Annotated in this window: 14 protein-coding genes and 3 pseudogenes; 16 read left to right on the top strand and 1 reads right to left on the bottom strand. The window is 55.3% G+C overall.

Annotated elements, in window-relative coordinates; genetic code table 11:
* Positions 1–20: 20 nt before the first annotated feature.
* Entirely contained in the window at positions 21–5,552 is a 5,532-nt protein-coding gene (locus J2Y91_RS05750) for a glutamate synthase-related protein (protein WP_133622594.1), read from the bottom strand.
* A 983-nt stretch (positions 5,553–6,535) separates the two neighbouring features.
* Between J2Y91_RS05750 and arcB the strand changes: the two genes are divergently transcribed.
* The 16 genes and pseudogenes from arcB to J2Y91_RS05670 all read left to right on the top strand — a co-directional run.
* Entirely contained in the window at positions 6,536–8,875 is a 2,340-nt protein-coding gene (gene arcB, locus J2Y91_RS05745; RefSeq protein ID WP_133622595.1) for an aerobic respiration two-component sensor histidine kinase ArcB, read from the top strand.
* A gap of 793 nt (positions 8,876–9,668) precedes the next feature.
* Positions 9,669–10,394 carry a monofunctional biosynthetic peptidoglycan transglycosylase gene (gene mtgA, locus J2Y91_RS05740; RefSeq protein WP_133622596.1) on the top strand — a complete coding sequence of 242 codons (726 nt, stop codon included), beginning with the start codon at positions 9,669–9,671 and terminating at the stop codon, positions 10,392–10,394.
* Between the two features lie 29 nt (positions 10,395–10,423).
* Positions 10,424–10,558 (top strand): annotated as a pseudogene (locus tag J2Y91_RS05735) (sigma 54-interacting transcriptional regulator); the annotation flags it as partial.
* A 583-nt stretch (positions 10,559–11,141) separates the two neighbouring features.
* Positions 11,142–13,493 carry a type VI secretion system Vgr family protein gene (locus J2Y91_RS05730; protein WP_133624998.1) on the top strand — a complete coding sequence of 784 codons (2,352 nt, stop codon included), beginning with the start codon at positions 11,142–11,144 and terminating at the stop codon, positions 13,491–13,493.
* Positions 13,494–13,508: 15 nt separating this feature from the next.
* Complete coding sequence (locus J2Y91_RS05725) at positions 13,509–15,662, top strand: M23 family peptidase (RefSeq protein WP_133622597.1); 2,154 nt, start codon at positions 13,509–13,511, stop codon at positions 15,660–15,662.
* Positions 15,649–16,404, top strand: coding sequence for a hypothetical protein (locus J2Y91_RS05720; RefSeq protein ID WP_253537652.1), 756 nt, complete (start codon positions 15,649–15,651; stop codon positions 16,402–16,404). The genes J2Y91_RS05725 and J2Y91_RS05720 overlap by 14 nt, the downstream gene beginning before the upstream one ends.
* Before the next feature lie 30 nt (positions 16,405–16,434).
* Complete coding sequence (locus tag J2Y91_RS05715) at positions 16,435–17,289, top strand: hypothetical protein (RefSeq protein ID WP_133622598.1); 855 nt, start codon at positions 16,435–16,437, stop codon at positions 17,287–17,289.
* The gene (locus tag J2Y91_RS05710; protein WP_166643149.1) at positions 17,289–17,429 is read left to right on the top strand and encodes a hypothetical protein; all 141 of its coding nucleotides are present in this window, start codon (positions 17,289–17,291) and stop codon (positions 17,427–17,429) included. The genes J2Y91_RS05715 and J2Y91_RS05710 overlap by 1 nt, the downstream gene beginning before the upstream one ends.
* Positions 17,416–18,156: a hypothetical protein gene (locus tag J2Y91_RS05705; protein ID WP_253537649.1), complete on the top strand. Its 741-nt coding sequence runs from the start codon at positions 17,416–17,418 to the stop codon at positions 18,154–18,156. Before J2Y91_RS05710 ends, J2Y91_RS05705 begins: the two co-directional genes overlap by 14 nt.
* Positions 18,156–18,296: a hypothetical protein gene (locus J2Y91_RS05700; RefSeq protein WP_166643150.1), complete on the top strand. Its 141-nt coding sequence runs from the start codon at positions 18,156–18,158 to the stop codon at positions 18,294–18,296. The genes J2Y91_RS05705 and J2Y91_RS05700 overlap by 1 nt, the downstream gene beginning before the upstream one ends.
* Positions 18,283–19,023 (top strand): hypothetical protein, encoded by a 741-nt coding sequence (locus J2Y91_RS05695; RefSeq protein WP_133622599.1) that lies wholly within the window; start codon positions 18,283–18,285, stop codon positions 19,021–19,023. Before J2Y91_RS05700 ends, J2Y91_RS05695 begins: the two co-directional genes overlap by 14 nt.
* Before the next feature lie 25 nt (positions 19,024–19,048).
* Complete coding sequence (locus tag J2Y91_RS05690; RefSeq protein ID WP_253537646.1) at positions 19,049–20,326, top strand: KPHS_23130 family T6SS system protein; 1,278 nt, start codon at positions 19,049–19,051, stop codon at positions 20,324–20,326.
* Entirely contained in the window at positions 20,323–23,748 is a 3,426-nt protein-coding gene (locus J2Y91_RS05685; protein WP_253537643.1) for an ImcF-related family protein, read from the top strand. Before J2Y91_RS05690 ends, J2Y91_RS05685 begins: the two co-directional genes overlap by 4 nt.
* Positions 23,749–23,777: 29 nt before the next feature.
* Positions 23,778–24,831 (top strand): annotated as a pseudogene (locus J2Y91_RS05680) (polymorphic toxin type 44 domain-containing protein).
* Between the two features lie 2 nt (positions 24,832–24,833).
* Positions 24,834–25,301 carry an immunity protein TsiR gene (tsiR, locus tag J2Y91_RS05675; protein ID WP_133622600.1) on the top strand — a complete coding sequence of 156 codons (468 nt, stop codon included), beginning with the start codon at positions 24,834–24,836 and terminating at the stop codon, positions 25,299–25,301.
* Between the two features lie 81 nt (positions 25,302–25,382).
* Positions 25,383–25,505: pseudogene (locus J2Y91_RS05670) on the top strand (type VI secretion system baseplate subunit TssF); the annotation flags it as partial.
* Positions 25,506–25,611: the final 106 nt, after the last annotated feature.

Raw genomic sequence — 25,611 nt, 5'->3', positions numbered from 1 at the left:
AATCCCGTTCTCATTATTTATCAGGCTAATTTGCCAACCGCCGCCGCCAGTTCTGGCAGTGCAGCGCGCGCAAACAGCTCTTCAAAGTCAGGCAGACGTCCCAGCACTTCCCTGTTACAGGCATCCTGATACATGATCCAGCCATAGGTTGCCAGGCTGTCCATGGAGCGGATATTACGCTGCGTCAGGGCGGCTTTATAATCCGACATACGCTTGGCGCCAATCAGGCAGGAAAGCTCTTCGTCGCTGTAGCTTTCAATCGCCGCACGACCGTGGCGCTGCAGCTTGCTGATCAGGGTGAAATCTTCCGTCATCAGCAGGTTGCGCACCGCTTTCTCAACGGCTGGGTCCTGCACCGGCGTGCCTTTCGGCAGGCGGGAGAGCGCCAGCTGCTGTGCCGAACTCAGCACGGTGTAGTTGTTCAGCAGCACCAGCATTTCAGGGGTGTCGGTGGCACCGTAGCCCGGAACCGCACCGTTAGCGATCGCCTTGCCATCGCGCCATGCCGCTTTAAACTTCGCCACCTGGTGACCGGCCAGCGCGGTAGAGAGCTCCTCCAGCAGATCCTTACGGGTCTTGGCTTTCAGGATCTCAGCGCCGTCCTGGTAGAGCAGCAGGGAGCGCGGCATCACGTAGACGAAATGCTGACTCTCGCTTTCCCAGTGATCCAGCAGCCACTGCGCACGCGGCGAGCGGGTCGCTTCCAGATGCCAGTTCAGCATCGTCAGCACCGCGTCTTTGTGTACGCGCGCCATCTCGTTGTCATCGGTGATCGAACCCAGCATCACCGAGTCAGCCGCCACGGAACCCGCCAGCGTGCCGTACGGGTCATACTGATAGGCGAAGCCGCCGCTCATCCCGTTGCCGAAGCCGGTACCGTAAGTGCCGAGGTTCAGCACTGCGCCGTTGGTCATATATTCGCAGCAGAAATCACCGACGCCTTCGACGACCGCCGTGGCACCGGAGTTACGCACGGCGAAGCGGTCACCCGCCTGGCCCTGAGCAAACAGACGCCCGCCGGTGGCGCCGAACAGCGCGAAGTTACCGACCAGCACGTTGCCCTCTGCATCCTGCGAGCCGCCGCCAGGCGACATCACCACGATTTCACCGCCGCACTGGCCTTTGCCGACACCGTCGTTACAGGTGCCGTAGTGCTCAAGGCGCATGCCGTCATTGCAGAACACGCCGTAAGACTGACCGGCAGAGCCGGACGTGGCGATGGTGACGGTACCCGGCGCCAGATAACGGCGACCGCGATCGTCCAGCAGGGCTGCCGGAATAGCGCTCAGCTGCTCCGCATCCAGCTGATGGTTCAGCAGGCGTTCAATATCAATCGCCAGCTGGCCACCGACGCTCTTATTACGGTTGTTCAGGATGATGCCATCGCCAAGAGCGATCGCGGTCGATCCCTGGTTGACCAGTTGATCTTTCACCAGCTCGACCCAGCTATCGTCCAGCTCGAAATCTTTTTCCAGATAGACCGGGCGGGCAATTTTCAGCTCCGGCACCACGGTTAACATGGCGCGCAGATCCAGCTTGCCGACTTCCAGCGGATGATCCATCAGGTGCAGCAGGTCAGAGCGTCCACGCGCTTCGCGCAGAGAGCGCAGGCCGAGGCGCGCCAGCATTTCACGCACTTCGTGTGCGACGTTGATGAAGTACTGCGCCAGCTGGCGTGGATCGCCGTCAAACGCTTCGGCGTTGGTAGTTAAACCGGCCGGGCATTTCACGTTACAGTTTTTCGCCATCACGCACTTCAGCATCATCAGCGCGGTGGTACCGAACTCGAAGCTGTCGCCGCCCAGCAGCGCGGATTTCACCACGTCGCTACCGGTCTGCTGAGCGCCGGAACAGCGCAGCAGCACTTTTTCGCGCAGGCCGTTGGCACACAGCGCCTGGTGAACTTCGGCGATGCCGATTTCCGCCACGCGGCCAGTGTATTTCAGACTGGTGACGGAAGCCGCACCGGTGCCGCCGGTGTTACCCGCGACGTTAATCACATCGGCGCCGGCTTTCGCCACGCCAACCGCGATGGTGCCGATACCTTCGGATGACACCAGCTTCACGATCACGCGCACGCGCGCCGCTTTACAGTCGTGGATCAGCTGTGCCAGATCCTCGATGGAGTAGGTATCGTGGTGCGGCGGTGGTGAAACCAGCTCAACGCCCGGTGTGCCCCCGCGCGCAGCGGCGATCTCAACGGTGACTTTCGCCGCCGGTAACTGACCACCTTCGCCCGGTTTTGCCCCCTGGCCGATCTTGATCTCCAGCTCTTCCAGCATCGGGTCCGCCAGATAGGCTGCCCAGACGCCAAAGCGGCCGGAAGCCAGCTGCTTGATGCGTGAAGCGCGAATGGTGCCGTGACGCGAGTAGTGCTCGCCGCCTTCGCCGCAGTTGCTCATGCCGCCAACCATGTTGGTGCCGTGCGCCACCGCCTCATGCGCCGGAGCCACCAGCGCGCCGTGGCTCATCGCACCGGAGGCAAAGGTACGGGTAATTTCATGCGCAGGCTGCACTTCGCTCAGCGGCAGCGCCGCAGAGATGGTGAAGATGCGCGACAGGTAGTCAGCCGCCTTGCCGTTAGCGCTAATGTGCAGCGCGTCCGCGCTGATTTCGCTGTGCTCAATGGCATCACCGAAGCGTTTTTTCAGCACGCCGGACAGGGTGGTCAGGCGATCGTGCTCGCTTTTCAGGCCGACGATGGCATCGGTCAGGCGCAGCGTGAACTGGCCTTCACGGCCTTCGACCGCCTGGCACACCATACCGCGCACCGCAAAGCCATTGTTGACCAGCGAGTAACGGCCCAGCTTACGGGTAAATTCGGCTTCGCTGTCGACGTGGGTCAGGTCCGCCGGGAAGGCGAGAATGTCACGCAGCGCCGCAGGACGGCGTTTACGCTCTTCCAGCATCAGGCTGGAGAACTGACGATAGTCCGGGGTGATAGCAAAGTTATCGATCACCTCGTTCGGGATGCGCTCAAAGCTGCTGTCCTTAAAGGATTTGGCTTTGATGTTAAAAGCGTTATCCAGCTTGGCCAGCGTCATCAGGCGGATAAAGTTATCCTCCTCACGCGGCTTGTCGGCGAAGCGGATCGGCTGCTCGGTCATATCGATGAAGGTGCGCACGGCGATGGTGCCGTAGGAGTGGCCGGCCCCTTCCGCGCGCTCTTTAAACAGGCCTAGCAGCGGCACTTCGTTTTCGCCTTGAATGCGCAACGCGCTCTGATGCCAGTCCACCGCCATCTGCGCGATGCTGGCAAAACCTGCGCCGCCGACCGGGGTCTTGATGTTCGGGAAGTACTTCTTCAGCACGCGATCTTCAGTATCAAGGAAGTTCGGCTCGAAGAACTCACCGCAGCTATAGCTCTCAACGGTACACAGGCCGACTTTGCCCATGGTTTTCATCAGCGCTTTTTCTGCGGCTTTGGCATAGCGTTTAAAGGCTTTGTTGCCGCCTTCGCCTTCACCGTACTTCTCTTCCGCACGCATCTGCACGCCGAGCGGATAGACCGCGGAAGCGCCAAACCCAAGGGTGGCCGCGATATGGTGTGACGAGATACTCTGGCCGCTCTCCACCACCAGCGAAACGTCGAGGCGCAGACCTTCCTGCACCAGGCGCTGGTTAATGGCGGAAACCATCAGCAGCATGGGAATGCTGGCGCGGGTTGAGGAGATGTGGCGGTCGGTGATCACCGCGATGCCGCCCTGTTCGCGGGCGAAATCGACCACTTCCTGGGCTAAATCGTCGATGGCTTTTTCCAGCGCGTCCGCATTGGCGGCACGATTCAGCGGGTCCACGCCAATTACCGGGGTGTAAAGCATCTCAAAGCGTTTGTACGGAGCAACGGTCTGCTCACGCAGCTGCAGCATATCCAGGTGGGTCAGGATCGGGCTTGGTACCACGATCTGCTTGCCTTTGCTGCGGCCGAGGTGCGGTTTGGCACCCAGCGCCACGCGCAGCGTCATGCCGTCGGCTTCACGAATGGAGTCGAGCGGCGGGTTAGTCACCTGCGCAAAGCGCTGGGAGAAGTAGTGCGCCATGCCGCCTTCGTGGTCGGACAGGGCGTTGATGGCGTTGCCGTAGCCCATCGCGGAGATTTTCTCTGCGCCGGTGGTCAGCATCGGGTCCATCATGAACTTGAAGCTTTCCTGGTTGTAGTAGTACGCCACAAAACGCTGATAGGTTTTGAGGTCGCCGCTATAACGCAGTGGGGAGCCTTGCTGCTCCGCCGGGATCACCGGCAGCTCTTCCAGGGTGACGCGCGACTGTGCCAGCAGCGCCGGGTAATCCGCCACCGCTGCCAGTTTTTCCAGCGCTTCGAGCGTGGTGTAGCTGCGCTTTTCACGGTGATCGTAATACAGCATCCCGCCCGCTTCGATACGGCCACGGCGCAGCACGCTCTCCGGTGGGAAGGCGATCTGACCGGCTTCAGACATAGCACCGATGTACTCGGCGGTTTCAACGGAACGCAGCGGGCGCAGGCCCAGGCGGTCCAGACGGGCACCAATCACTTCACCGTTGCCGAAGATCAGCGCAGCCGGGCCGTCATTCTTCTCTTCATACAGGGAGAAGTACTCCAGCATCGCGCGCACTTCCGCAGACAGTGAAGGGTCATTTTCCCACGCAGGCGGCATCATTGAGACCACGGCGGTGATCAGGTCGAGGTTATCTTCCATCAGGCGGCTGTGGATGCTCTGGTCAAGGCGTGAGCTGTCGGACTGGCCTTTCGGGCGCACAATCTTCTTGCCACGGGCCAGCGCCAGCGCCGACTCCGCAATGCGGTTTTTACGGTCGGTATTCAGCTCGCCGTTGTGCGCCATCAGGCGGAACGGCTGCGCCATGGTGGTATGCGGGTCGGTATTGGTCGAGAAACGGGTATGGAAGAACAGACCGCGCACCTGATGATCGGCATCGGTCAGATCCTGGAAATAGGGGATCACTTCGTTTGAGTTCAGGCGTGCTTTAAATACCTGAGTGCGCGAAGAGAGCGACAGCGGATACAGACCGCCAAATTCGCTTTCGGTAAAGGCGCGTGCTTCGATGTCCAGCAGCGCGCGATAGATGCGCTTCTCGAATTCGATCTGGTTGGTGATATCGGCCGGGGCAGTAAACACCCACTGCACGATAGGCAGCTGGAACGGGATCGCCGCCGGGCGCAGCACGCTGGTATCCAGCGGCATGTCACGCTTAATGATAATGGCAAGATCATAAGTGGCCAGCGTCTCTTCTACCAGACGCTCGGCGTTGGCACGCAGCGCAGCATCTTTCGGTACGAAGAAGTTACCCACGCCAAAGCGACCGGCCTCTAACGGCAGCCCGGTGACTTTGCGGAAGAAGTGCAGAGAGAGGTCAACGTTCACCCCGGCTCCGTCACCGACGCCTTCAGCAGACATGCCTCCACGGTGAGGTACGGTGCAGAGTGCGCTGTGCGCCATTTGCAGAACCTCATGAGTTTGCTCGCCGTCCTTACGAGTAATGAAACCCACACCACAACTGTCACTGTCTTTTGATGGATCGTACAGTCCATAAGGATAAGGTTTTGAGTTGGACATCGAGGGCCTCCTTAACTGCTTTGACATTACCACTATTCTTCAGGCACAGAGGGCGCTCGGCATCTCTCCAGGCTCTGTATCCTATTTTTGCCGCTGTTTGTTACGGACACCGTGAATCCGGGCATCCTTCGCCAGATATTTTCTAAAACATCCTTGAAGGGGACCGCTCACTTTAATTCCGGGTCTCTGGGTGGAGATAACTTGCATCACAAGGGAGTCTGGTTGCTGCATAGATATGCCAGGACGCTGACCCCTGAGGAAATCTTCCAGCGGATTTCCAACTTATCGGTAAAGCGTACTCAGGTCAAATAGCGTTCTTACTTATGCTTTTTGACGCTTTGTGTGAGTTATCTTATTGATATATATGGTTATCAACACCATTTTTAACGCTGTTCAACAGGAGTTGTCAGGGGGCGAAGTGTGAGCTGACTCACTATAGGGCAGGCGCCAAATCTCTGCACCATGCTGGTGCCGGAGGCAATGGCAGCAGAATGTGCTGTAAGAATGAGTATAACCGCAGGAACGCACTGTTTTTAATTAGTGGGGTTATTTGAATAAAATAGGGGGTGTCATTAGTAAAATTAATCATGCCAGGTGTGATTAATATTTCATGAATTGTGAATGGTTATTCGTTTGGATGAGACAAAAGAAGGCGAGTGATTTCCATCATCGCTAAGAAAAACATCATCTGAGAATGGCGCGGCGAACTGGCAGCGGCCCTACAGATTATGCAGTTATAAAATTTAGTCAATATGCGAAGGCGTAACTTTTTTGATCCGTACGAAATGCGTGCCTGGCGCGGGATAACAGCGATCCGCAGCCGTTGCCCGACGGCGACGATAATCCCGCCATAAGCGGCCGCCGCCTGTGGGTGGTGCTGCACTATTACCGTGCAGCTGCTGGCAGTGTCCTGCGGTCAATCGTGCGTTGGTCTTTTGTCCAATTCCGGTATGATTGCGGCTATCAGGCGGAAGGGATCCTTTATGAAACAAATTCGTTTATTAGCGCAGTACTACGTTGATTTGATGGTGAAGCTGGGGCTGGTGCGCTTCTCGTTGCTGCTGGCCTCTGCGCTGGTGGTGCTGGCGATGATTGTGCAGATGGCCGTCACCATGGTGCTGCGCGGCCACGTCGAAAGCATTGATATGGTGCGATCGGTGTTTTTCGGCCTGCTGATCACCCCGTGGGCGGTCTATTTCCTCTCGGTGGTGGTGGAGCAGCTGGAGGAGTCGCGCCAGCGCCTGTCACGGCTGGTGGATAAGCTGGAGGAGATGCGTAATCGCGACCTTGAGCTGAACCAGCAGATGCAGGGCAATATCACCCAGCTCAATCAGGAGATTTCCGACCGTATCAAAGCCGAAGAGGCGCGCCTGCAGGTGATGACCCGGCTGAAAGAGGAGATGGCGCGGCGTGAAGAGGCGCAGATTGAGCTGGAACAGCAATCCTCCTTTCTTCGCTCGTTCCTTGATGCTTCCCCCGACCTGGTTTTCTATCGTAACAGCGATCAGCAGTTTTCCGGCTGTAACCGGGCGATGGAGCTGCTGACCGGCAAAAGTGAGAAGCAGTTAATCGGCCTGACACCCAAAGAGGTGTATGACGACGATGCCGCCACCAAAGTGCTGGAAACGGACGAAAAAGTGTTCCGCCACAACGTCTCCCTGACCTACGAGCAGTGGTTGCAGTATCCTGACGGGCGCAAGGCTTGTTTTGAGATCCGCAAAGTGCCTTATTACGATCGCGTGGGCAAACGCAGTGGGCTGATGGGCTTTGGACGCGATATAACCGAGCGTAAGCGCTATCAGGATGCGTTAGAGAACGCCAGTAGGGAAAAGACCACCTTTATCTCTACGATTAGCCACGAGCTGCGTACGCCGCTTAACGGCATTGTCGGTCTGAGCCGCATTCTGCTGGATACCGATCTCAATCAGGAACAGCTGAAATACCTCAAAACTATCCACGTCTCGGCGATCACCCTCGGCAATATTTTCAACGACGTGATTGAGATGGATAAAATCGAGCGGCGCAAAGTGCAGCTGGATAACCAGCCGATCGACTTCACCGGCTTCCTCGCCGATCTGGAAAACCTCTCCGGCCTGCTGGCGGAGCCGAAAGGGCTGAAGTTTGTACTGGCGCCTGACTTGCCGCTGCCGCACAAAATTATTGCCGACGGCACGCGCCTGCGTCAGATCCTGTGGAACCTGATCGGCAACGCGGTGAAATTTACCCAGCAGGGCGAAATTGTGGTGCGCGTTGGCTACCTGGAGGATGACTGCCTGCGCTTTGAGGTTGAAGACTCCGGCATGGGCATCCCGCAAGACGAGCAGGATAAGATCTTCGCGATGTACTACCAGGTGAAGGATCAGCGCGGCGGCAAACCGGCGACCGGAACCGGCATCGGGCTGGCCGTATCCCGCCGCCTGGCGCAGAGCATGGGCGGAGACATCAGCGTGCGTAGCGCCCCGGGCCAGGGCTCCTGCTTTACCCTGACGCTGAACGCCCCGCGTATCGCGGAACAGGTGGAGGATGAGCAGCCGGAAGACGACCTGCCGCTGCCTGCGCTGCATGTGCTGCTGGTAGAAGATATTGAGCTGAACGTGGTCGTCGCGCGCTCCGTGCTGGAGAAGCTCGGCAACAGCGTGGAAGTGGCGATGACCGGCCAGGCGGCGCTGGATATGTTCAACCCGGATGAATTTGACCTGGTGCTGCTGGATATCCAGCTGCCGGACATGACCGGGCTGGACGTGGCGCGTGCTATTCATCGGCTCCACGCGGGTGAGCAGCTGCCGCCGCTGGTGGCGCTGACCGCTAACGTGCTCAAGGACAAGCGTGAATACCTGGATGCCGGCATGGACGATGTGCTGAGCAAACCGCTGGCGGTGCCTGCGCTGACGGCGATGATCAAAAAATACTGGGATTATCAGGAAGTCGAGCTGCCAACCCCAACGGAGATTGACATGGATGAGAAACAGCTGGCGCTGCTGGATGTGCCAATGCTTGAGCAATATATCGAACTGGTCGGGCCGAAGTTGATCCATCAGAGTCTGGAGATGTTTGAGCAGATGATGCCGGGCTATCTGGAGGTGCTGGATTCCAACATGATGGCGCGCGATCAGAAAGGGATTGCCGAAGAGGGCCACAAGATCAAAGGGGCTGCAGGATCGGTCGGTCTGACTCACTTACAACAGATTGCCAAACAGATTCAAAGCCCGGAACTGCCAGCATGGTGGGATAACGTGCAGGAGTGGATTGATGAGCTGAAACAGGAGTGGCGCAATGACGTTGAAGTACTGCGTCAATGGGTTACGGATGCTGAAAAAAAATGACCCCGACCGAGGCCGGGGTGCGCGAATACTGCGCCAACACCAGGGAAACTGGAAACCTGCGCTATTCTGATAGGAATCGTCGGGAGCGCAGATTTGGTATTGGGTGAACCACTAATAAGCTCAGGGACTACTCTAGCAAATCTCACATCACATGTTACCAGATTCATTAAAATGTGTGATGTGGAGCAGCCTTGGCAAATAGAAGACCTTAATTTTACTTCTCAGTCAAGTAACGAATGCAATTGATTGCGGATTTGTCTTATTTTTGACCATATGTGCTTTTTTTTTCGCCAGTCAGATTGACGCAAACTTTTTACCGCAGGGCCATTTTCACATAAGCTTATGCGGTAATGGAATTTGGCCAAATACGTGTTACTAACTCAATGTTTTATGGTTGTTTTTAGGTGTTTTTAAACAGCCTTTCCGAAACGTTTAGGTTTCTGCTAGCACAAATCCTGAGTGGGCCTTTCTGCATAAGTCAAAAGCTGACTCCGTTCAGCAGGGTATCCGATGGCGATGACGTCACTCCGCGGGTGAAAAAACGGTCAAACCGGCATCATTTGCGAGTGATTTTCTTTTGTAGCAGATCGGTTTTCGAATACGACAGGGCGAAATTTATAAGCGCTGCGAACCAATCAGGTGGTAACGCTTTCATCCTGTGTCAGGTCCAGCGCATAACAGAGCGAAATCAGCTGGCATGATGGAACCGATTCCAGTTACATCGCTTAACTAAAGGCATTCGGATATTTCGGGTGTATTTCCGCACTAATCATTTTTTAAAACAGGTTCTGGCATGAGTCGTCGTAATAACAGCGTCACCGCACGCATCAAATCGGGTTTGCTTCGCCTCGTTCTCAGCGTACTGGGTTTATGGCTTACCGGCATTATTGCCTTTGCTTTTCTTCCGGTGCCATTTTCTGCCGTGATGGTTGAGCGGCAGCTGGGTGCCTGGTTTAGCGGCAACTGGAGCTATGTTGCTCACTCGGACTGGGTAGGGATGGATGAAATATCACCGTGGATGGCACTGGCGGTGATCGCTTCCGAAGACCAGAAATTCCCGACCCACTGGGGCTTTGATGTTGCGGCGATCCAGTCGGTGCTGGACAGCGAAGGTGAGAAGGCCGGAATGCGTGGGGCGTCGACCCTGTCCCAGCAGACGGCAAAAAATGTGTTCCTGTGGGACGGCCGCAGCTGGATACGTAAAGGGCTGGAGGCCGGGTTAACGGTGGGGATAGAAACCGTGTGGACCAAACGCCGCATTCTCACCGTTTACCTTAACGTGGCGGAAATGGGCAAAGGGGTATTTGGCGTGGAGGAGGCTTCACAACGCTATTTCCATAAGCCAGCCAGCCGCTTAAGCATGTCTGAAGCCGCGCTGCTGGCCGCGGTACTGCCTAATCCGATTCGCTTCCGCGCCGATGCGCCATCCGGCTATGTGCGCCAGCGCCAGCAGTGGATCCTGCGCCAGATGCGTCAATTGGGCGGTGAAGGTTTCCTGCGCCAGCATAAACTGGATTAGGAACATCCCTGTTTTCAACCGCATAAAAAATCGGCTTCGATCTGGGCTTCGCGCGTAACTCAGTCGGCAAAGAGCTGAACCCGCTGTGGTGTGAGGGCCGGGCGATCAAGATGAAATCCCGCCCGGTCTATTTTCTTCATCGTGCGGTCCCTCAGCTGATCCTCAGTTCAACAATAGGTAAGCGGAGCGGCAGAACGCGCCCGGAAGAGGTGGCAAATCTGATGCAGTAGGTGAAAGCGCTGCTGTCGTGATGCTCTTGCTATCTTGAAATGGCCTGCTGCCTATCGTTTAAGCATGCTTAAACGATAGGCAGCAGGCCCTGATTTTCCGCCAGAAGCGATTTTTCCCACTCATTCATTCATGGCGAACGCCGGTGACGATAACCAGCCTCAATGACGGTCATTACATTAAACAGTTAACATAAAGTGATAATACTGGCGGGTTGATGCTGTTTATTCTGATGCTGGTTGCTGACGAATCCTTTAGTTGTTCCGATAATACCGATGAGTTTTTCGCTATCCCATTCAGCTGGTTAACTCAATCAAATAAGAAAAAACCTATAAAAATCAGACAAAAAATCCCCATTCAAAATATTGCAGTCGCCAGGTTGGTTACTATATAGTCATCTCTGAATACCCATGGAGGGTACAGCTGCCTCTGCCCTGATATTCATTTTCCACAGCGGTAATTATGAATATTTCTTATGGTAACGGCGCGCACACGGCAGCGGAAGATAAGGACATCACCATGAGCAAAAACCCGGTCTCTTTTTTCAGCCACAGCCACCACCTGCTGGCGGTGCGTGACTGTCAGTCCCGGCCCGACGTGCTGGCGTTTAAAGGGGAGGAGCGCCTGAGCGAGCCGTTCCGCTGGCGCATTGAGTTCACCAGCGCCGACCATGCCATCACCCGCGAGGCGATGCTGATGAAAGCGGCCTCGCTGACCCTGCAGGCCCCGGTTGACCAGGGCTGGGGCATTAAGATCCAGCAGCCGGTGCGCGTGGTGCAGGGCGTGCTGACCGGCTTTGAGCGCCTCAGCACCAGCGCCGACCAGACCCACTACGCCGTCACCCTGCAGCCGCGCCTGGCGCTGCTGTCGCGCAGCCGTCAGAACGCCATCTATCAGGATATGTCGGTGCCGCAGATTGTGGAAAAAATCCTGCGCGAGCGCCACGGGATGCGCGGGCAGGACTTTGTTTTCACCCTCAACAACGCGTACCCGCGCCGCGAGCAGGTGATGCAGTACGGCGAGGACGACCTGGCGTTTATTACCCGCCTGCTGGGCGAGGTCGGCATCTGGTTCCGCTTCACCACCGACACCCGCCTGCACATCGACGTAGTGGAGTTTTACGACGGCAGGCAGGGCCACGTGCAGGGGCTGACGCTGCCCGCCGTGCCGCCTTCCGGCATGCACGACGCGGCCAGCGACTCGGTGTGGGACCTCGCCAGCCGCTTTGCGGTGGTGGAGAAAAGCGTCAGCGGGCGCGACTACAACTACCGCAACGCCCTCGAAGATATGAACGTGAAGGCCGACGTCACCGGCGGTGACGACACCACCTACGGTGAGTCCTATCGCTGGGCGGACAACTACCTGACGCCGGGCGACGGCTACAGCCACAGCCCGGAACCGGAGAGCGGCGCGTTCTACGCCCGCCTGCGCCACGAGCGCTACCTGAACGGCCAGACGCGGGTGGCGGCAGTGACCAGCAGCCCGGCGCTGGCACCCGGCAGTGAGCTGAGGGTCAGCGGCGGGGAGGACGTCAGTGAGGTATTCCAGAGCGGCGTGCTGGTCACCGCCATCGTCAGCACTGCGCGGCGCGACCGCAGCTTTGAAACCGCCTTTGACGGCATCCCGCTCAACAGCCGCTACGGCTTCCGCCCGGTGCCGCTGCCGCACCCGGTGATGGCGGGAACCCTGCCGGCGCGCGTCACCAGTACCACGGTGAACGATGCCTACGGCCATATTGACCGCGACGGGCGCTATCGCGTCAACATGCTGTTTGACCGCGCTGGCTGGGAAACCGGCTTTGAAAGCCTGTGGGTACGCCAGGCGCGCCCCTATGCGGGCGACACCTACGGCCTGCACCTGCCGCTGCTGGCGGGCACCGAAGTGGCGATAGCCTTTGAGCACGGCAACCCGGACCGCCCGTACATTGCCGGGGTGCTGCACGACTCGGCGCACGGCGACCACGTCACCATCCGCAACTACAAGCGCAACGTGCTGCGCACGCCGAAGAACAATAAGCTGCGCCTCGACGACACGGCGGGCCAGGAGCATATCAAGCTCAGCACCGAGTACGGCGGCAAAAGCCAGCTTAATCTCGGCCACCTGGTGGACAGCGAGAAGCAGAAGCGCGGCGAAGGGTTTGAGCTGCGCAGCGACAGCTGGGGCACGCTGCGTGCGGAGAAAGGACTGTTCATCACCGCCGACGGCCAGCCGAAGGCACAGGGTATGCAGCTGGAGATGGCGCCGGCTATCAGCCTACTGCAGGGCGCGCGGGAACAGATGCAGGGGATATCCGCCGATGCGCAGACCGCCACGGGCAACCCGGCGGATCTTCAGGCGCAGATTGCGCTGATGGAGCAGCGGCTGAACGAGCTGAAGCGGTCGGTTATTCTGATGAGCGCGCCGGACGGCATGGCGCTGGCGAGCGGCGATAACCTGCAGCTGACGGCGGGTGAAAACCTGACGGCCACCGCCGGAAAGCACGCGGATATCAGCGTGGTAAAGAATCTGTTTATCGGCGTGGGCCAGGCGCTGAGCGTGTTCGTCAGGAAACTGGGTATCAAGCTGATTGCCAATCAGGGCCCGGTACAGGTGCAGGCGCAGAACGACCTGATGGCGCTGCTGGCGCGCCAGGAGATCAGCATCATCAGCACGGAAGATGAAATCAAAATCATCGCGAAGAAGAAAATCACGCTGAACGGCGGCGGCAGTTACATCACGCTCGATGCCAACGCGATAGAGTCGGCCACGCTCGGGGACTACCGCACGCGGGCGGGACATTACGATCGCCAGCAGAAATACCGTTTAAAAGAGCCCCTGCATGAGCTGCCAGAAGAGGCAAAGGAACCCTCCTCTAAATTCTCCGTGTCATAACAAAGGAATGTATCCATGTTAATCAGTCCCCCATTTTTACGCACAAAAAATGAAACAGAAACGGATGAAGAGTGGATTGAGCGCATGATGCCGGTCGATCCTCAACGTGGCTATCCGCTGAACGCGCACCGTTCCTGGCACGGCGGTGTTCATATCCGTCACTCAGACTCAGGAAGCCGTCCTGAGTTACTGCGCACCATTGCCGACGGCAGGATTGTCTCTTTCCGCCACTCTGACATCACAAAACGCCAGCATCCGCCGCTGAATTACAACGGCAAGACCGATAACGGATACGTGCTAATTAAACACGTGGCCGAAACGGGCAGCCAGCCGGAGGATAAAATCACCTGGTATTCTCTGTATATGCATATCAAGGATCTCGACCCGTCGATTGCCGTCGACCAGCTGGTGAAGCGCAAATCCCCGCTGGGAACGGTGGGCATGGTGGACGATAAAAATGCCGTACACTTCCAGATATTCTGCGACGACGAGAATATTGCCAGGATAACCGGGCGCAACACGGCGGAGCTGGATCTCAGCCAGCACGGGCGCACCACCGCCTGTTACGGCGATATGCACTTTTATATTCCGGCCGGAACGCCGGTTTACAGCGAGATCCCGACCCGCAGCAGTGAGGAACCGTCACAGACGACGCAGGTCGATCTGTTCGTGTCCATGACTCTGGGCGGGGGGCGCTGCACCATGACCACCCGCAGGAAAAATGTTATCGACTCACTCAAATACGATGAGGTGGGCGAGGCGCTGGTCGACGCAGACGGAGAGGAATATGAATATAACCTGTATAAAAAGGCGCTGAAGCTGTACCCCGCCAGTCCGAGCGCCGGTTTTGAGCTGCTGCGCTTTGGCCGGGTGATCAATACCCGTTATGAAACGCTGACTCCGGCGGATGCCCCACTGTGGCGGACGATCACTACGCCGCAGGGAAAAGGGCTGGTTAATCTGGCGGTGGAAAGCATCAAGAAATACAGCGATGCGGATTTTCCGCACTGGACGGGCTGGCGACTGGTGGATGACGATGAGGACACCAACAGCCAGTGCAACTCCCCGACGATCCTGGGTTCCGGGCGTATGGACCTGAGCCGCACCGTCTGCCACTTCCCGCTGGAGTGGGATATCGATACGGTGGAGAGCCGCTATGGCTGGCTGAAACAGCCCAATCCCGTGCTGGACGAGCCAATGAGCCAGCAGGACTGGGGTTCACTGGCGGCGCTGGCCAGGGCACTGGCGCTGGAGAACAGTGCGCAGATACCGACAGGCCGGGTCTGGCACTTTGACCCGCGGCGCTTTATCGCGCATTTCAGGAAATGTGGGTGGCTGGAACGTGCGGTGAGTGAGAAAGTGATGACGTCGACTACAAGTGCTAGAGATAGCGATAAAATTAACAGAATAAATAAAAAGGTGGTCGAATATTCATTTTCACTAAATGTGATAATGAGGAAATATAATCTTGTGGGCTTCAACAGAATAAGCCACTTTTTGGGGCAGGGCGCTGTCGAGTCGGGTTATTTACTCTCCATGCAGGAATCAAGTCAGGAACAGTATACGAAAAATGGCAGGCACTTTGGTGGGAATATTGTGGATGATTCTGAAAAGAATGAATCTAACGAACTTGGACACTGGTACGGTTCGGTAGTCTCTGAGGTAGATGTGTATTTCTCTGGTGCCAAATACAATCGAAGTGGTGGGTTGATAGCCAGCTCATACAGCTGGCGAAATGGCAACTGCGGCGATGTGGATGCGCAAAAGTTTCGCGGGCGCGGGTTTAAAATGCTCACCGGGCTGGATACCTACTCCAGCTACTGGGTATACCGGGGGTGGTTATCAAAAAGCAGCTTTGATGCCTCATGGTGGACAGAACCTCAATACCGGAGAAAAAACCTGCCCGGGATGATCAAAAGACCTCCGCAGATAGATGACCCGCACAAAGTGACGGAAACTCCCTATAACTGCATTGATACGGGCGCGTTCTATATCGTGTGCTTTAAAAATAAAACCTTAAAAATGATGGATTCTGATAGGGTCACCTCGCGAGATGATAATGAGGTGGTTGAGCGCGTAACAAGATCTATTAACGGCGGTGCTATCGGTATCGAAGACAGGAAAAAAACTACCAAGGCAGCTAAGGAGATTCTTAGTGATGAAGTATAAAAACGTACTTTTTGTGCTTTTTTTTATGACCTGTTTTGTAAAAGCTGATTTCGAAACTAATAACGTCATTCGTTATGGTGACTTCACGATTTATATGGATAAAAAAGAACGGTCCATTATCCATGTTGTCAATGATAACGGGAAGAGTGATGTTGCGTGTAAAATAAATAACTTGAAAAGCAAACGGAGTTCAGGTGGGGGGATTATAGCTATCACCAATGATGGAAAAGGGGTGCTTGTCTATCCAACCAATAAATATCTCTCAACTGATGAACTTATGCAGTGCAATGTAGGGGGTATAGAACTGCATAAAGTGCCGCAATCAGATGACAAGCTCGATACTATTATTGACATAAATTTTAAACAAAAGCTGGTTTTGTTAGTGGCACTGGAGGATGTAAGGAGTTTATCGTATACAGCGATAGTATCGAGCTTTGATAGTAATAAAAACTTGCTCTCCGGCCCGGGTTTTTTTAGCGGAAAAAATAGCGATGTCCCTTTCGATATAGGGGGGGGGTGGTATGGCGGTAAAATTTCGTTAAACGGGAAATATGTCTATCCCTATTATATTGACTGCGCGGTGGATTCATTTCCCGGGCTTTGGGATATCAAAAAAAATAAAAAGGTGGTTTTTGATACTTCGCTGGGTGACGACGAAATCAAAGACAGATGCCAGAAACTCTTTGACGGAAAGGCCACGCTTGAAGAGTTAGGCGGAAAGCTCATTAAGCCAAAGAAATAATGGATTGTGTTAAAGGTGCATTGCCGGGTGATGATGATGTTGTTTAGCGCATCACCCGAGCCATCAACGGCGGCATCATCGGTATCGAAGACAGGAAAAAAACTACCAAGGCAGCTAAGGAGATTCTCAGTGATGAAGTGTAAAAACGTACTTTTTGTGCTTTTTTTTATGACTTGTTCTGTAAAAGCTGATTTTGAAACTAATAACGTCATTCGTTATGGTGACTTTACAATGTATATGGATAGAAAGGACTCATCGGTTATCCATATTGTTAATGATAATGGAAGCAGCGATGTCGCGTGTAAAATAAATAACAAAGAAAGTAAGCGTAATTCAGGAGGGGGCATTATAGCTATCACCAATGATGAAAAAGGGGTGCTTGTCTATCCAACCAATAAATACCTGTCAACCGCTGAGCTTATGAAGTGTAATTCTGATGGGGTGGGACTTCATAAAATCCCGCAGTCTGATGACTGGCGGGATACTATTATCGATGTTAACTTCGACAAGAAATTGGTTTTGTTAATGGTTTTGGAAGATGTGAGGAGATTAACGTTTACATCAATACTGTCGAGTTTTGACAGTAATAAAAACTTACTCTCCGGTCCGGGTTTTTTTAGCGGAAAAAAAAGCGATATTCCTTTCGACATAGGTAATAGCTGGTATGTCGGTAAAATTTCGTTAGATGGCAAGTATGCCGCGCCCTCTGATCTCGACTGTGCAGTGGATTCATTTCCTGGGCTTTGGGATATCCAAAAAAATAAAAAGGTGGTTTTTGATAAGTCGCTGGGTGACGACGAAATAAATAATAGGTGTCAGAAGCTTTTTGACGGCCAGGCCACGCTTGAAGAGTTAGGCGGAAAACTGATTAAACCAAAGAAATAGTGGATGGTGTTAAAGGTGCATTGCCGGGTGATGATGATGCTGAGCGTATCACCCGGGCCATTAACGGCGGCATCATCGGCATCGAAGACAGGAAAAAAACCACCAAGGCAGCTAAGGAGATTCTCAGTGATGAAGTGTAAAACCGTCCTTTTCCTTCTTTTTTTAATGGCCTGCTCTGCCAGTGCAAATAATGTCATTCGCTATGGTGATTTTACGATGTATATGGATAAAAAAGAACGGTCCATTATCCATGTTGTCAATGATAACGGGAAGAGTGATGTCTTATGTCAAATAAATAACTGGGAAAGCAGGTTCAATACCGGTGGAGATATAGCCATAACCAATGATCAAAAAGGGGTGCTTGTCTATCCAACCAATAAATACCTGTCAACCGCTGAGCTTATGCGATGTTCTATAGATGGTATAGAGCTTCATAAAATACCGGAATCAGAAGATAGGCGGCATACTATCATTGATATAAATTTCGAAAAGAAGCTGGCTTTGTTAGTGGTTCTTGAAGATGTGAGAACGTTAAATTACACAGCGATAGTATCGAGATTTGACAGTAATGAAAATTTATTATCAGGGCCGGGTTTTTCAAGTATCAATGATGAAGATATTCCATTCTATATAGGAAGTGACAGATATGCCGGTAAAATTTCATTGGATGGGAAGTATGTGTCCCCCTCTGATCTCGACTGTGCAGTGGATTCATTTCCTGGGCTTTGGGATATCCAAAAAAATAAAAAGGTGGTTTTTGATAAGTCGCTGGGTGACGACGAAATAAATAATAGGTGTCAGAAGCTTTTTGACGGCCAGGCCACGCTTGAAGAGTTAGGCGGAAGACTGATTAAACCAAAGAAATAGTGGATTGTGTTAAAGGTGCATTGCCGGGTGATAATGATGCTGAGCGTATCACTCGGGCCATTAACGGCGGCATCATCGGCATCGAAGACAGGAAAAAAACCACCAAGGCTGCTAAGGAGATTCTCAGTGATGAAGTGTAAAATCGTCCTTTCCCTTCTTTTTATTATGACCTGTTCTGCCAGTGCGAGTAATGTTATTCGCTATGGTGATTTTACGATGTATATGGATAAAAAAGAACGGTCCATTATCCATGTTGTCAATGATAACGGGAAGAGTGATATCTCATGCAAAATAAAAAACTGGCAAGATAAGTACAATACAGGTGGGGATATAGCCATCACCAATGATGAAAAAGGGGTGCTTATCTATCCAACTAATAAATATCTGTCAACTAATGAACTTATGCAGTGCAATGCGAAGGGTATAGAACTTCATAAAATACCGCAGTCTGATGACAAACTGGATACTATTGTAGATATAAATTTTGACAAAAGACTGGTTCTATTAGTTGCTCTGAAGGATGTAAGGAGTTTAACTTATACAGCAATAGTATCGAGTTTTGACAGTAATAAAAACTTACTGTCAGGGCCGGGTTTTTTTAGCGGAAAAGAAAGCGATATTCCTTTCGATGTTGGCGATAACCAGTATGGTGGTAAAATTTCGTTGGATGGAAAGTATGTCTCCCCTATTTATCTTAGTTGTTTTGTAGATTCATTCCCCGGGCTCTGGGACATCAAGAAAAACAAGAGGGTGGTCTTTGATACTTCACTGGATGACGACGAAATCAAAGACAGATGCCAGAAACTCTTTGACGGAAAGGCCACGCTTGAAGAGTTAGGCGGAAAACTGATTAAACCAAAAAAATAGTCTGTCATTCTTTATGCGAGGTGATATGGCATGCCGTTTCTCAATAATGGGAGGAATATCATTTCAGTATTTCAACATTGTAACGGAAAATTCAATGTCATATTCACTCAAAAATTTACCTGATCTCCATGAGCGCCCCAAAGCGCCAGCGTTGTCGCGCTGGATAACCGCGCTGGCCATCATGATGGCCGTCAGTTTTTTACTGATGCACTTTTTGGGCCGGGGCGTTGAAAACCGACCCTTCTGGTGGCTGGCGCTGGGGGCTCCCGCTGCGTTATGGCTGACTGCCGGGATTGCACGGCTGATGGTCTGGCTGCTTCTGAGCATTGCGGCCAACGGTTATGACAACCGGCGCGAACGCTGGATTTTAGGCGAAACGCGGCGGGCCCGGCGGGCGCTACAGGTGCTTAAGGTGTCGTTTATCACCGCGTACCCGCAGGAGGATCCGCGCGAAGTCCTGCAGGCGCTGATAAACCGGCAAACTCTTCTCCTTTCCCAGCCCGACTGGAAGGGGGAAGACGGGAACAGGCTGACCCGCTTCAAGGCTGACGATGAACAGACGGTTGATGGCGTGGTCCGGCACCTTTTTTCCCGCCTCATATCGGACCTGCCGGTTAACCAGTTCACTGATGACAGCCATCTGGTGGTGGCATTTGATTTCTCATCGTCCCTGCCGCACGAAAGTATCAGTGATATCTGGAAAGACATCTGGCTGGAAACAGCGATCCTCTGCACGGTGGAATACGCGGAAGGCCACGGGTTGGCAATGATTGACCACTGGCTGGATCAGCGGATTAAACAGGACGCAATGCTGCTGGTCGTGGCACTGCAGGTCATGCCTGATGAGACTGATTACAGCGCCGAAGCCGCGGTCGCACTGCTGCTGGGCAACCGACTAACGCAGAGCACTTTGCCACCGCTGGCGCTGTTTCACCGGCCTGACTCGTCGTTACCCGGCCAGCTTGCTGCGGGTATGAAGATGGCCGCTTATAACGTGCCGCTAAAGAATAACGTTATCAGCCAGCTGTGGCTGGCCGGGCTCTCTGATGGCCAGCATAAAGAGATCATCGCCAGTCAGAAGGCGCATCCGGCCGGTGCCGTCGACAATGAGGCCGTCATTCCACTGGATAGCGTTATCGGGCACGCGGGCGCGGCTGCGCCCTGGCTGGCCATCGCGACTGCGGCTTCTGCGGCTGAGAATACCCAAACCCCCCAGCTCGCCATTAGCGGCGAGCGGGCAACGGACATGATGTGGTGCACCGTGATAACCCCGGTGGGGCCACTTAAGGAGATGGACTCTTGAAGCGTTACGCATCCTTTCGATTCCCCAAATCCGCTGAACTCTGGTTCCTGATTATTCTGCTGTTATTGCTGGCCTGTGCGCTGGCCCTCGGCCTGATCGCCTGGCAGCAGCCTGAACGTCTGGGTCTGATGGCAGAAAGCGCATCCCGGCAGCGGTGGATGTCATCCTGTTTCACGGCGGCGTCTATCCTGGCGTTACTCACCCTGTCTTCCGTGTTTGTTCTGCATAAAGCAGGCAGTAGGAAGTTTGAGGATAAAGTCGACGCGGCAAGGGGGGATGATATCGCCAGGATTGCGGATGAAAAAACAAAGCCTGCATCTCCTCTCATCCCGATGGTCAGGGTAATCAGGCAACACCTCCGCGCCCGCTACCACCTGCTCTGGCGCTACAGGGTGCGCCTGCTTTTGGTGGTCGGCGACGATGCCGCGCGCGCCGCGCTGGTCCCCGGGCTGCAGGAGCAGCAGTGGCTGGAAGGCGACCGCACCGTGCTGATTGACGGCGGCAGCCTGAGCGCACCGCCGGACGACGAAAAACTCGCCGCGCTGCGCCAGCTGCGCCGCGGCCGCCCGCTGGACGGCATTGTCTGGGTGCTGGCAGACGGCCAGCTGCTGACCCCGCAGATGCAGGATAACGGCCTGCGCAGCCTGGAGAACATCTCGCAGGCCCTGCGCTGGCAGCCCCCGGTGTGGCTGTGGCAGCTGCGCGGCAGCGAGTGGCCGCAGGATGGGCGCGAGCAGCAGACGGTCGGCGCGCTGTTTTCCGCGCGCGCGCGGCCGGAAGAGGTCGGCCAGCAGCTCGACAGCCTGGTTCCGCAGCTGCGTGAGCAGGGCATGGCGCAGATTGCGCAACACCTCTCCGATGACTTCCTGCTGCGGCTGGGCAGCGAGCTGGAGCAGGGCGAAAGCCTGCAGTGGCAGCAGCGCCTGAGCGGCTGGCTGACCACCCAGCAGGCGCGCATTCCGCTGCGCGGCCTGATGTTCAGCCAGCCGTCCTCCAGTGACGTTGCCACCCGCCACGACCATGCGCTGACCCTCTCCAGCAGCTGGGACGGCATAGTGGCGGCCTGCCGCCGTCTGTCCGGCCGCCGCGTCGGCATGCCGTGGCAGCAGACGCTGGCCTGGGTGCTGATGGCGCTTATCGGCCTGTGGGGCGCGGGGCTGCTGCTCTCCTTCGCGCTTAACCGCAGCCAGATTGTCAGCGTGGCGCAGAAGGCGCGCGCGCTGGTGCAGGCTCCGGCGGTGTCCGACCGCCAGCTTACCGACCTGCACGCGCTGCGCAACGACGCCGGGCTGCTTAAACACCGCCATCAGGACGGCTCGCCGTGGTACCAGCGCTTCGGCCTCGACCACAATACGCCGCTGCTGCAGGCGATGATGCCGTGGTACGGCGTGGCGAATAACCGCCTGCTGCGCGACCCGGCCAGCGCCGCGCTGCAGCAGCAGCTGAGCGCGCTGGCCGACCTGCCGGCCAACAGCCCGCTGCGCGCCGAACGCGCAAAGCCTGGCTATGACCAGCTGAAGGCGTGGCTGATGATGGCGCGCCCGGATAAGGTCGACGGCGCATTTTACGCGCAGGTGATGAAGACGGTGCAGCCGACCCGGAACGGCATCTCGCCCGGCCTGTGGCAGAGCCTGGCGCCGGACCTGTGGGCGTTTTACATCAGCGAGCTGCCGCACCAGCCGCAGTGGAAAATCACCCCGGACCCGGTGCTGGTCAGCCAGAGCCGCCAGGTGCTGCTGCAGCAGATAGGCCGCCGCAACGCCGAAAGTACCCTGTATGAGAACATGCTGAAATCGGTGCGCCGCAACTTTGCCGACGTCACGCTGGAGGATATGACCGGCGGCACCGACGCGCGCCGCCTGTTCACCACCGATGAGATCGTGCCGGGCATGTTTACCCGCCAGGCGTGGGAGGGCGGCGTGCAGCAGGCGATAGAGAGCGCGGCCAAAGCGCGCCGCGATGAGATTGACTGGGTGCTGAGCGACAGCCGCCGCAGCGTCTCGGCCGACCTATCGCCGGAAGCGCTCAGGGAGCGCCTGACGCAGCGCTACTTTACCGACTTTGCCGGCAGCTGGCTCAACTTCCTCAACGGCCTGCGCCTTAACCCGGCGGCCAACATCGCCGACGTCACCGACCAGCTGACGCTGATGAGCGACGTGCGCCAGTCGCCGCTGATTGCGCTGATGAACACCCTGGCATGGCAGGGGCAGGCGGGTCAGAAGAGCGAGGCGCTGTCGGACTCGCTGATGAAATCGGCGCAGGCGCTGGTGGGCAGCAGCAAAAAGCCGGTGATTGACCAGGGCGCAGCCGGTCCGCAGGGGCCGCTCGACGAGACCTTCGGCCCGCTGCTGACGCTGATGGGCCGCAACAAAGCCGCAAATGCGCTGTCCGGTGACGACAGCCTGAGCCTGCAGACGTACCTGACGCGCATCACCCGCGTGCGCCTGCGCCTGCAGCAGGTGGCGGGCAGTTCGGACCCGCAGGAGATGATGCAGACGCTGGCGCAAACCGTGTTTCAGGGCAAAAGCGTTGACCTGACCGACACCCGCCAGTACGGCAGCCTGATTGCCGCCAGCCTTGGCGAGGAGTGGAGCGGCTTTGGCCAGACGATGTTCGTGCAGCCGCTGACCCAGGCGTGGGAGACGGTGCTGCAGCCGTCCGCTGCCAGCCTGAATGACAAATGGGCGCGCTCGGTGGTGGCGCTGTGGCACGGCGCGTTTGACGGGCGCTACCCGTTTGCCGCCGGTAATAACGACGCCTCGCTGCCGATGCTGGCCGAATTCCTGCGCAAGGACAGCGGGCGCATTGAGCGCTTCCTCAGCGCGGAGCTGGGCGGCGTGCTGCACAAGGAGGGCAGCCAGTGGGTGGCGGACCGCACCAACAGCCAGGGGCTGACCTTTAACCCGGCGTTTATCAAAGCGCTTAACCAGCTGAGCCAGCTGTCGGACGTGCTGTTCACCGACGGCAGCCAGGGCATCAGCTTTGAGCTGCAGGCGCGCCCGGCGCCGGGGGTGGTGCAGACCCAGCTGACCATTGACGGCCAGCAGCAGACGTACTTCAACCAGATGGCGCAGTGGCAGACCTTCCGCTGGCCGGGCGACACCTTCAAGCCCGGAACCCTGCTGACCTGGAGCACCGCCAGCGCGGGGGCGCGGCTGTTTGGCGACTGGAGCGGCACCTGGGGGCTTATCCGCTGGCTGGAGCAGGGCAAACGCCGCCAGCTCGACCGTGGCGAGTGGATGATGAGCTTCAGCACGCCGGACGGCGGCACCCTGCAGTGGGTACTGCGCTCACAGCTCGGCAGCGGCCCGTTACAGCTGCTGCAGCTGCGTAATTTTACCCTGCCGCAGGAGATATTCAGCGTTGATGCCGAAATGGCGGCACGGGCGCTTGCAGGGAAAGATGAGTTACCCGGCGCGTAAGTTTATCTTCCAGCATAAGGAGTTAAGTTATGGCTAAAGGTTATTATCTGGTACAGGGAGATAACACGACCTGCGGTGGGCGCATTATCGAAGGGGCAACGGACCATACGCTGTTCAGCAAAGCCGTGGCCCGCGAAAGAGATAAAGTCACCTGCGGTCAGCATTCCGGCACCTTTATGATTGCCGGAGGGATCCGCAATGACACCTTACACGGGCGCAGGATGGCGGGGACGCTGGACAGTATCAGTTCCTGCCCCTGCAGGGCGCGTTTTGTGCCGTCGATGATGCAGGATAGCTATGAGAAAGGAGGAGAGTGTTCAAACACTGCTTCTACTCATTTTTTACCCGACGGGTTTATGGCCTCTTTGCTGGACCCGTGTAAAAACCTGCCCTCGGAAGAGAAGAGTGAGCGTCATTGCACTCACACTGACGGAGCCATAAAGTGGCTGAGTACATACTGAGTGAGATCAGGACGAATGTCAGAAGTGAGACGGCAGAAACAATACGATATTTAATCGACGACGAGACCACAAAGCAAAGGCGTGCCGAGTGGAAAAACTCCCCTTTTACGCAAAGCTGGCTCCGTACCCTCAACCTGATTTACTCGCTGCAATGGGCGTATGGTATCAGACGGTGAAAACGGGTTCGACCTGGGATCATAAACCTAAGATACGTGATAAGTTTTCGGCGGTTGCCGTTGCGCGACCTTTGCCAAATAAAGGAAAGCCATCAAAATCTTATTATCACAAGTTCAAACAGCATGATTATTTTTACGATGTCTGGTCGAGTATACACTATGGATACGTGGGTCTGAGCGTTGGTTTTTCAGAGTCGCTGCTGTTAAAAGGTTCAACCTGGGAGCAAAACATGACGCCAGGCGCAATCGGAGACGATACCCTGGATGATGTTACGAGTATGAAGATAGGGTTCAGACTGTTTCATCAGTATGGGAAATATGCTGAAAATCTGACTTTTAATAATATACTTGATGCTTTGGAAAACACACCTAATCAGCTACTGCCTCATTCAAGGGAAAGGTATTTGTGCTGGAATACTGATAATCCAGAAAGGATTGAGGAGTAGGTATGAAAAGGAAGGTGATGTTGTTGTGTTTTTGTGTTGCTTGCCTGATATTCATGGTGGCTTATTTTGTTCCGCTAAGACCTGTTGTGACAATTACAAATAACACGGGCAAGGTAATGTACATATATGCGGGTGAAAGTATCTATGGCGTTGAGCCGGAACCAGATGAAGTTGTTGAGATTGTGAAGTCAAAACCAGATATTTTAGCGTCAGGTAAAGAGTTAAAACTGACGGCCTCCTTTATGTCGTTGATAAGAAAAGATGCTGCCATCGATATTGGGTGGCGTATTGGTGGTCAGTATGAATACAACTCAACTGGTGGAGGTGGCCAAAACTTTCTCCTTTCTTCCTCAGAGGGGGCTTGTTCTGTGTCGATTAAAATACAGGATGGAGTGAATAAAGCCATTCTTGATAACGATTCCGGTGATGTTTGTTTAAAGAAAATAAAAGCATTTCAATATACATATTGAATAATGTCACTGCATTCCTGGTAATCTCAGTTCATGGCTGATAACTGAGTTATTCAATCGATGATAATAAGTTAGGAATAAATGGACGACCTAACCCTGCGTTATTACGACGCTGAAATGCGTTACCTGCTTGAAGCGGGCGAAGAGTTTGCCCGCGCCCATGCGGACCGGGCGGCACTGCTGAATCTGGATAGATCGGGCGCTTGAGCGCCTGTCCAACTGGAGCCGCTGGAAAAGGGGCTTGAACGGCTAAACTATCAGCCCCACCGGTTTTATCAGCATTCCTGCTTCATCTCTGGAAAAGCAACCT

Source organism: Erwinia aphidicola (genome assembly GCF_024169515.1).
In the GTDB taxonomy this organism is placed as follows: domain Bacteria; phylum Pseudomonadota; class Gammaproteobacteria; order Enterobacterales; family Enterobacteriaceae; genus Erwinia; species Erwinia aphidicola.
This window is presented reverse-complemented; position numbering and strand designations above follow the sequence as displayed.

Bases quoted from the DNA above. Each gene is read 5' to 3' on its own strand.
- J2Y91_RS05750 (WP_133622594.1), bottom strand. From the start codon at position 5,552: ATGTCCAACTCAAAACCTTATCCTTATGGACTGTACGATCCATCAAAA.
- arcB (WP_133622595.1), top strand. From the start codon at position 6,536: ATGAAACAAATTCGTTTATTAGCGCAGTACTACGTTGATTTGATGGTG.
- mtgA (WP_133622596.1), top strand. From the start codon at position 9,669: ATGAGTCGTCGTAATAACAGCGTCACCGCACGCATCAAATCGGGTTTG.
- J2Y91_RS05730 (WP_133624998.1), top strand. From the start codon at position 11,142: ATGAGCAAAAACCCGGTCTCTTTTTTCAGCCACAGCCACCACCTGCTG.
- J2Y91_RS05725 (WP_133622597.1), top strand. From the start codon at position 13,509: ATGTTAATCAGTCCCCCATTTTTACGCACAAAAAATGAAACAGAAACG.
- J2Y91_RS05715 (WP_133622598.1), top strand. From the start codon at position 16,435: ATGATGATGTTGTTTAGCGCATCACCCGAGCCATCAACGGCGGCATCA.
- J2Y91_RS05690 (WP_253537646.1), top strand. From the start codon at position 19,049: ATGGCATGCCGTTTCTCAATAATGGGAGGAATATCATTTCAGTATTTC.
- tsiR (WP_133622600.1), top strand. From the start codon at position 24,834: ATGAAAAGGAAGGTGATGTTGTTGTGTTTTTGTGTTGCTTGCCTGATA.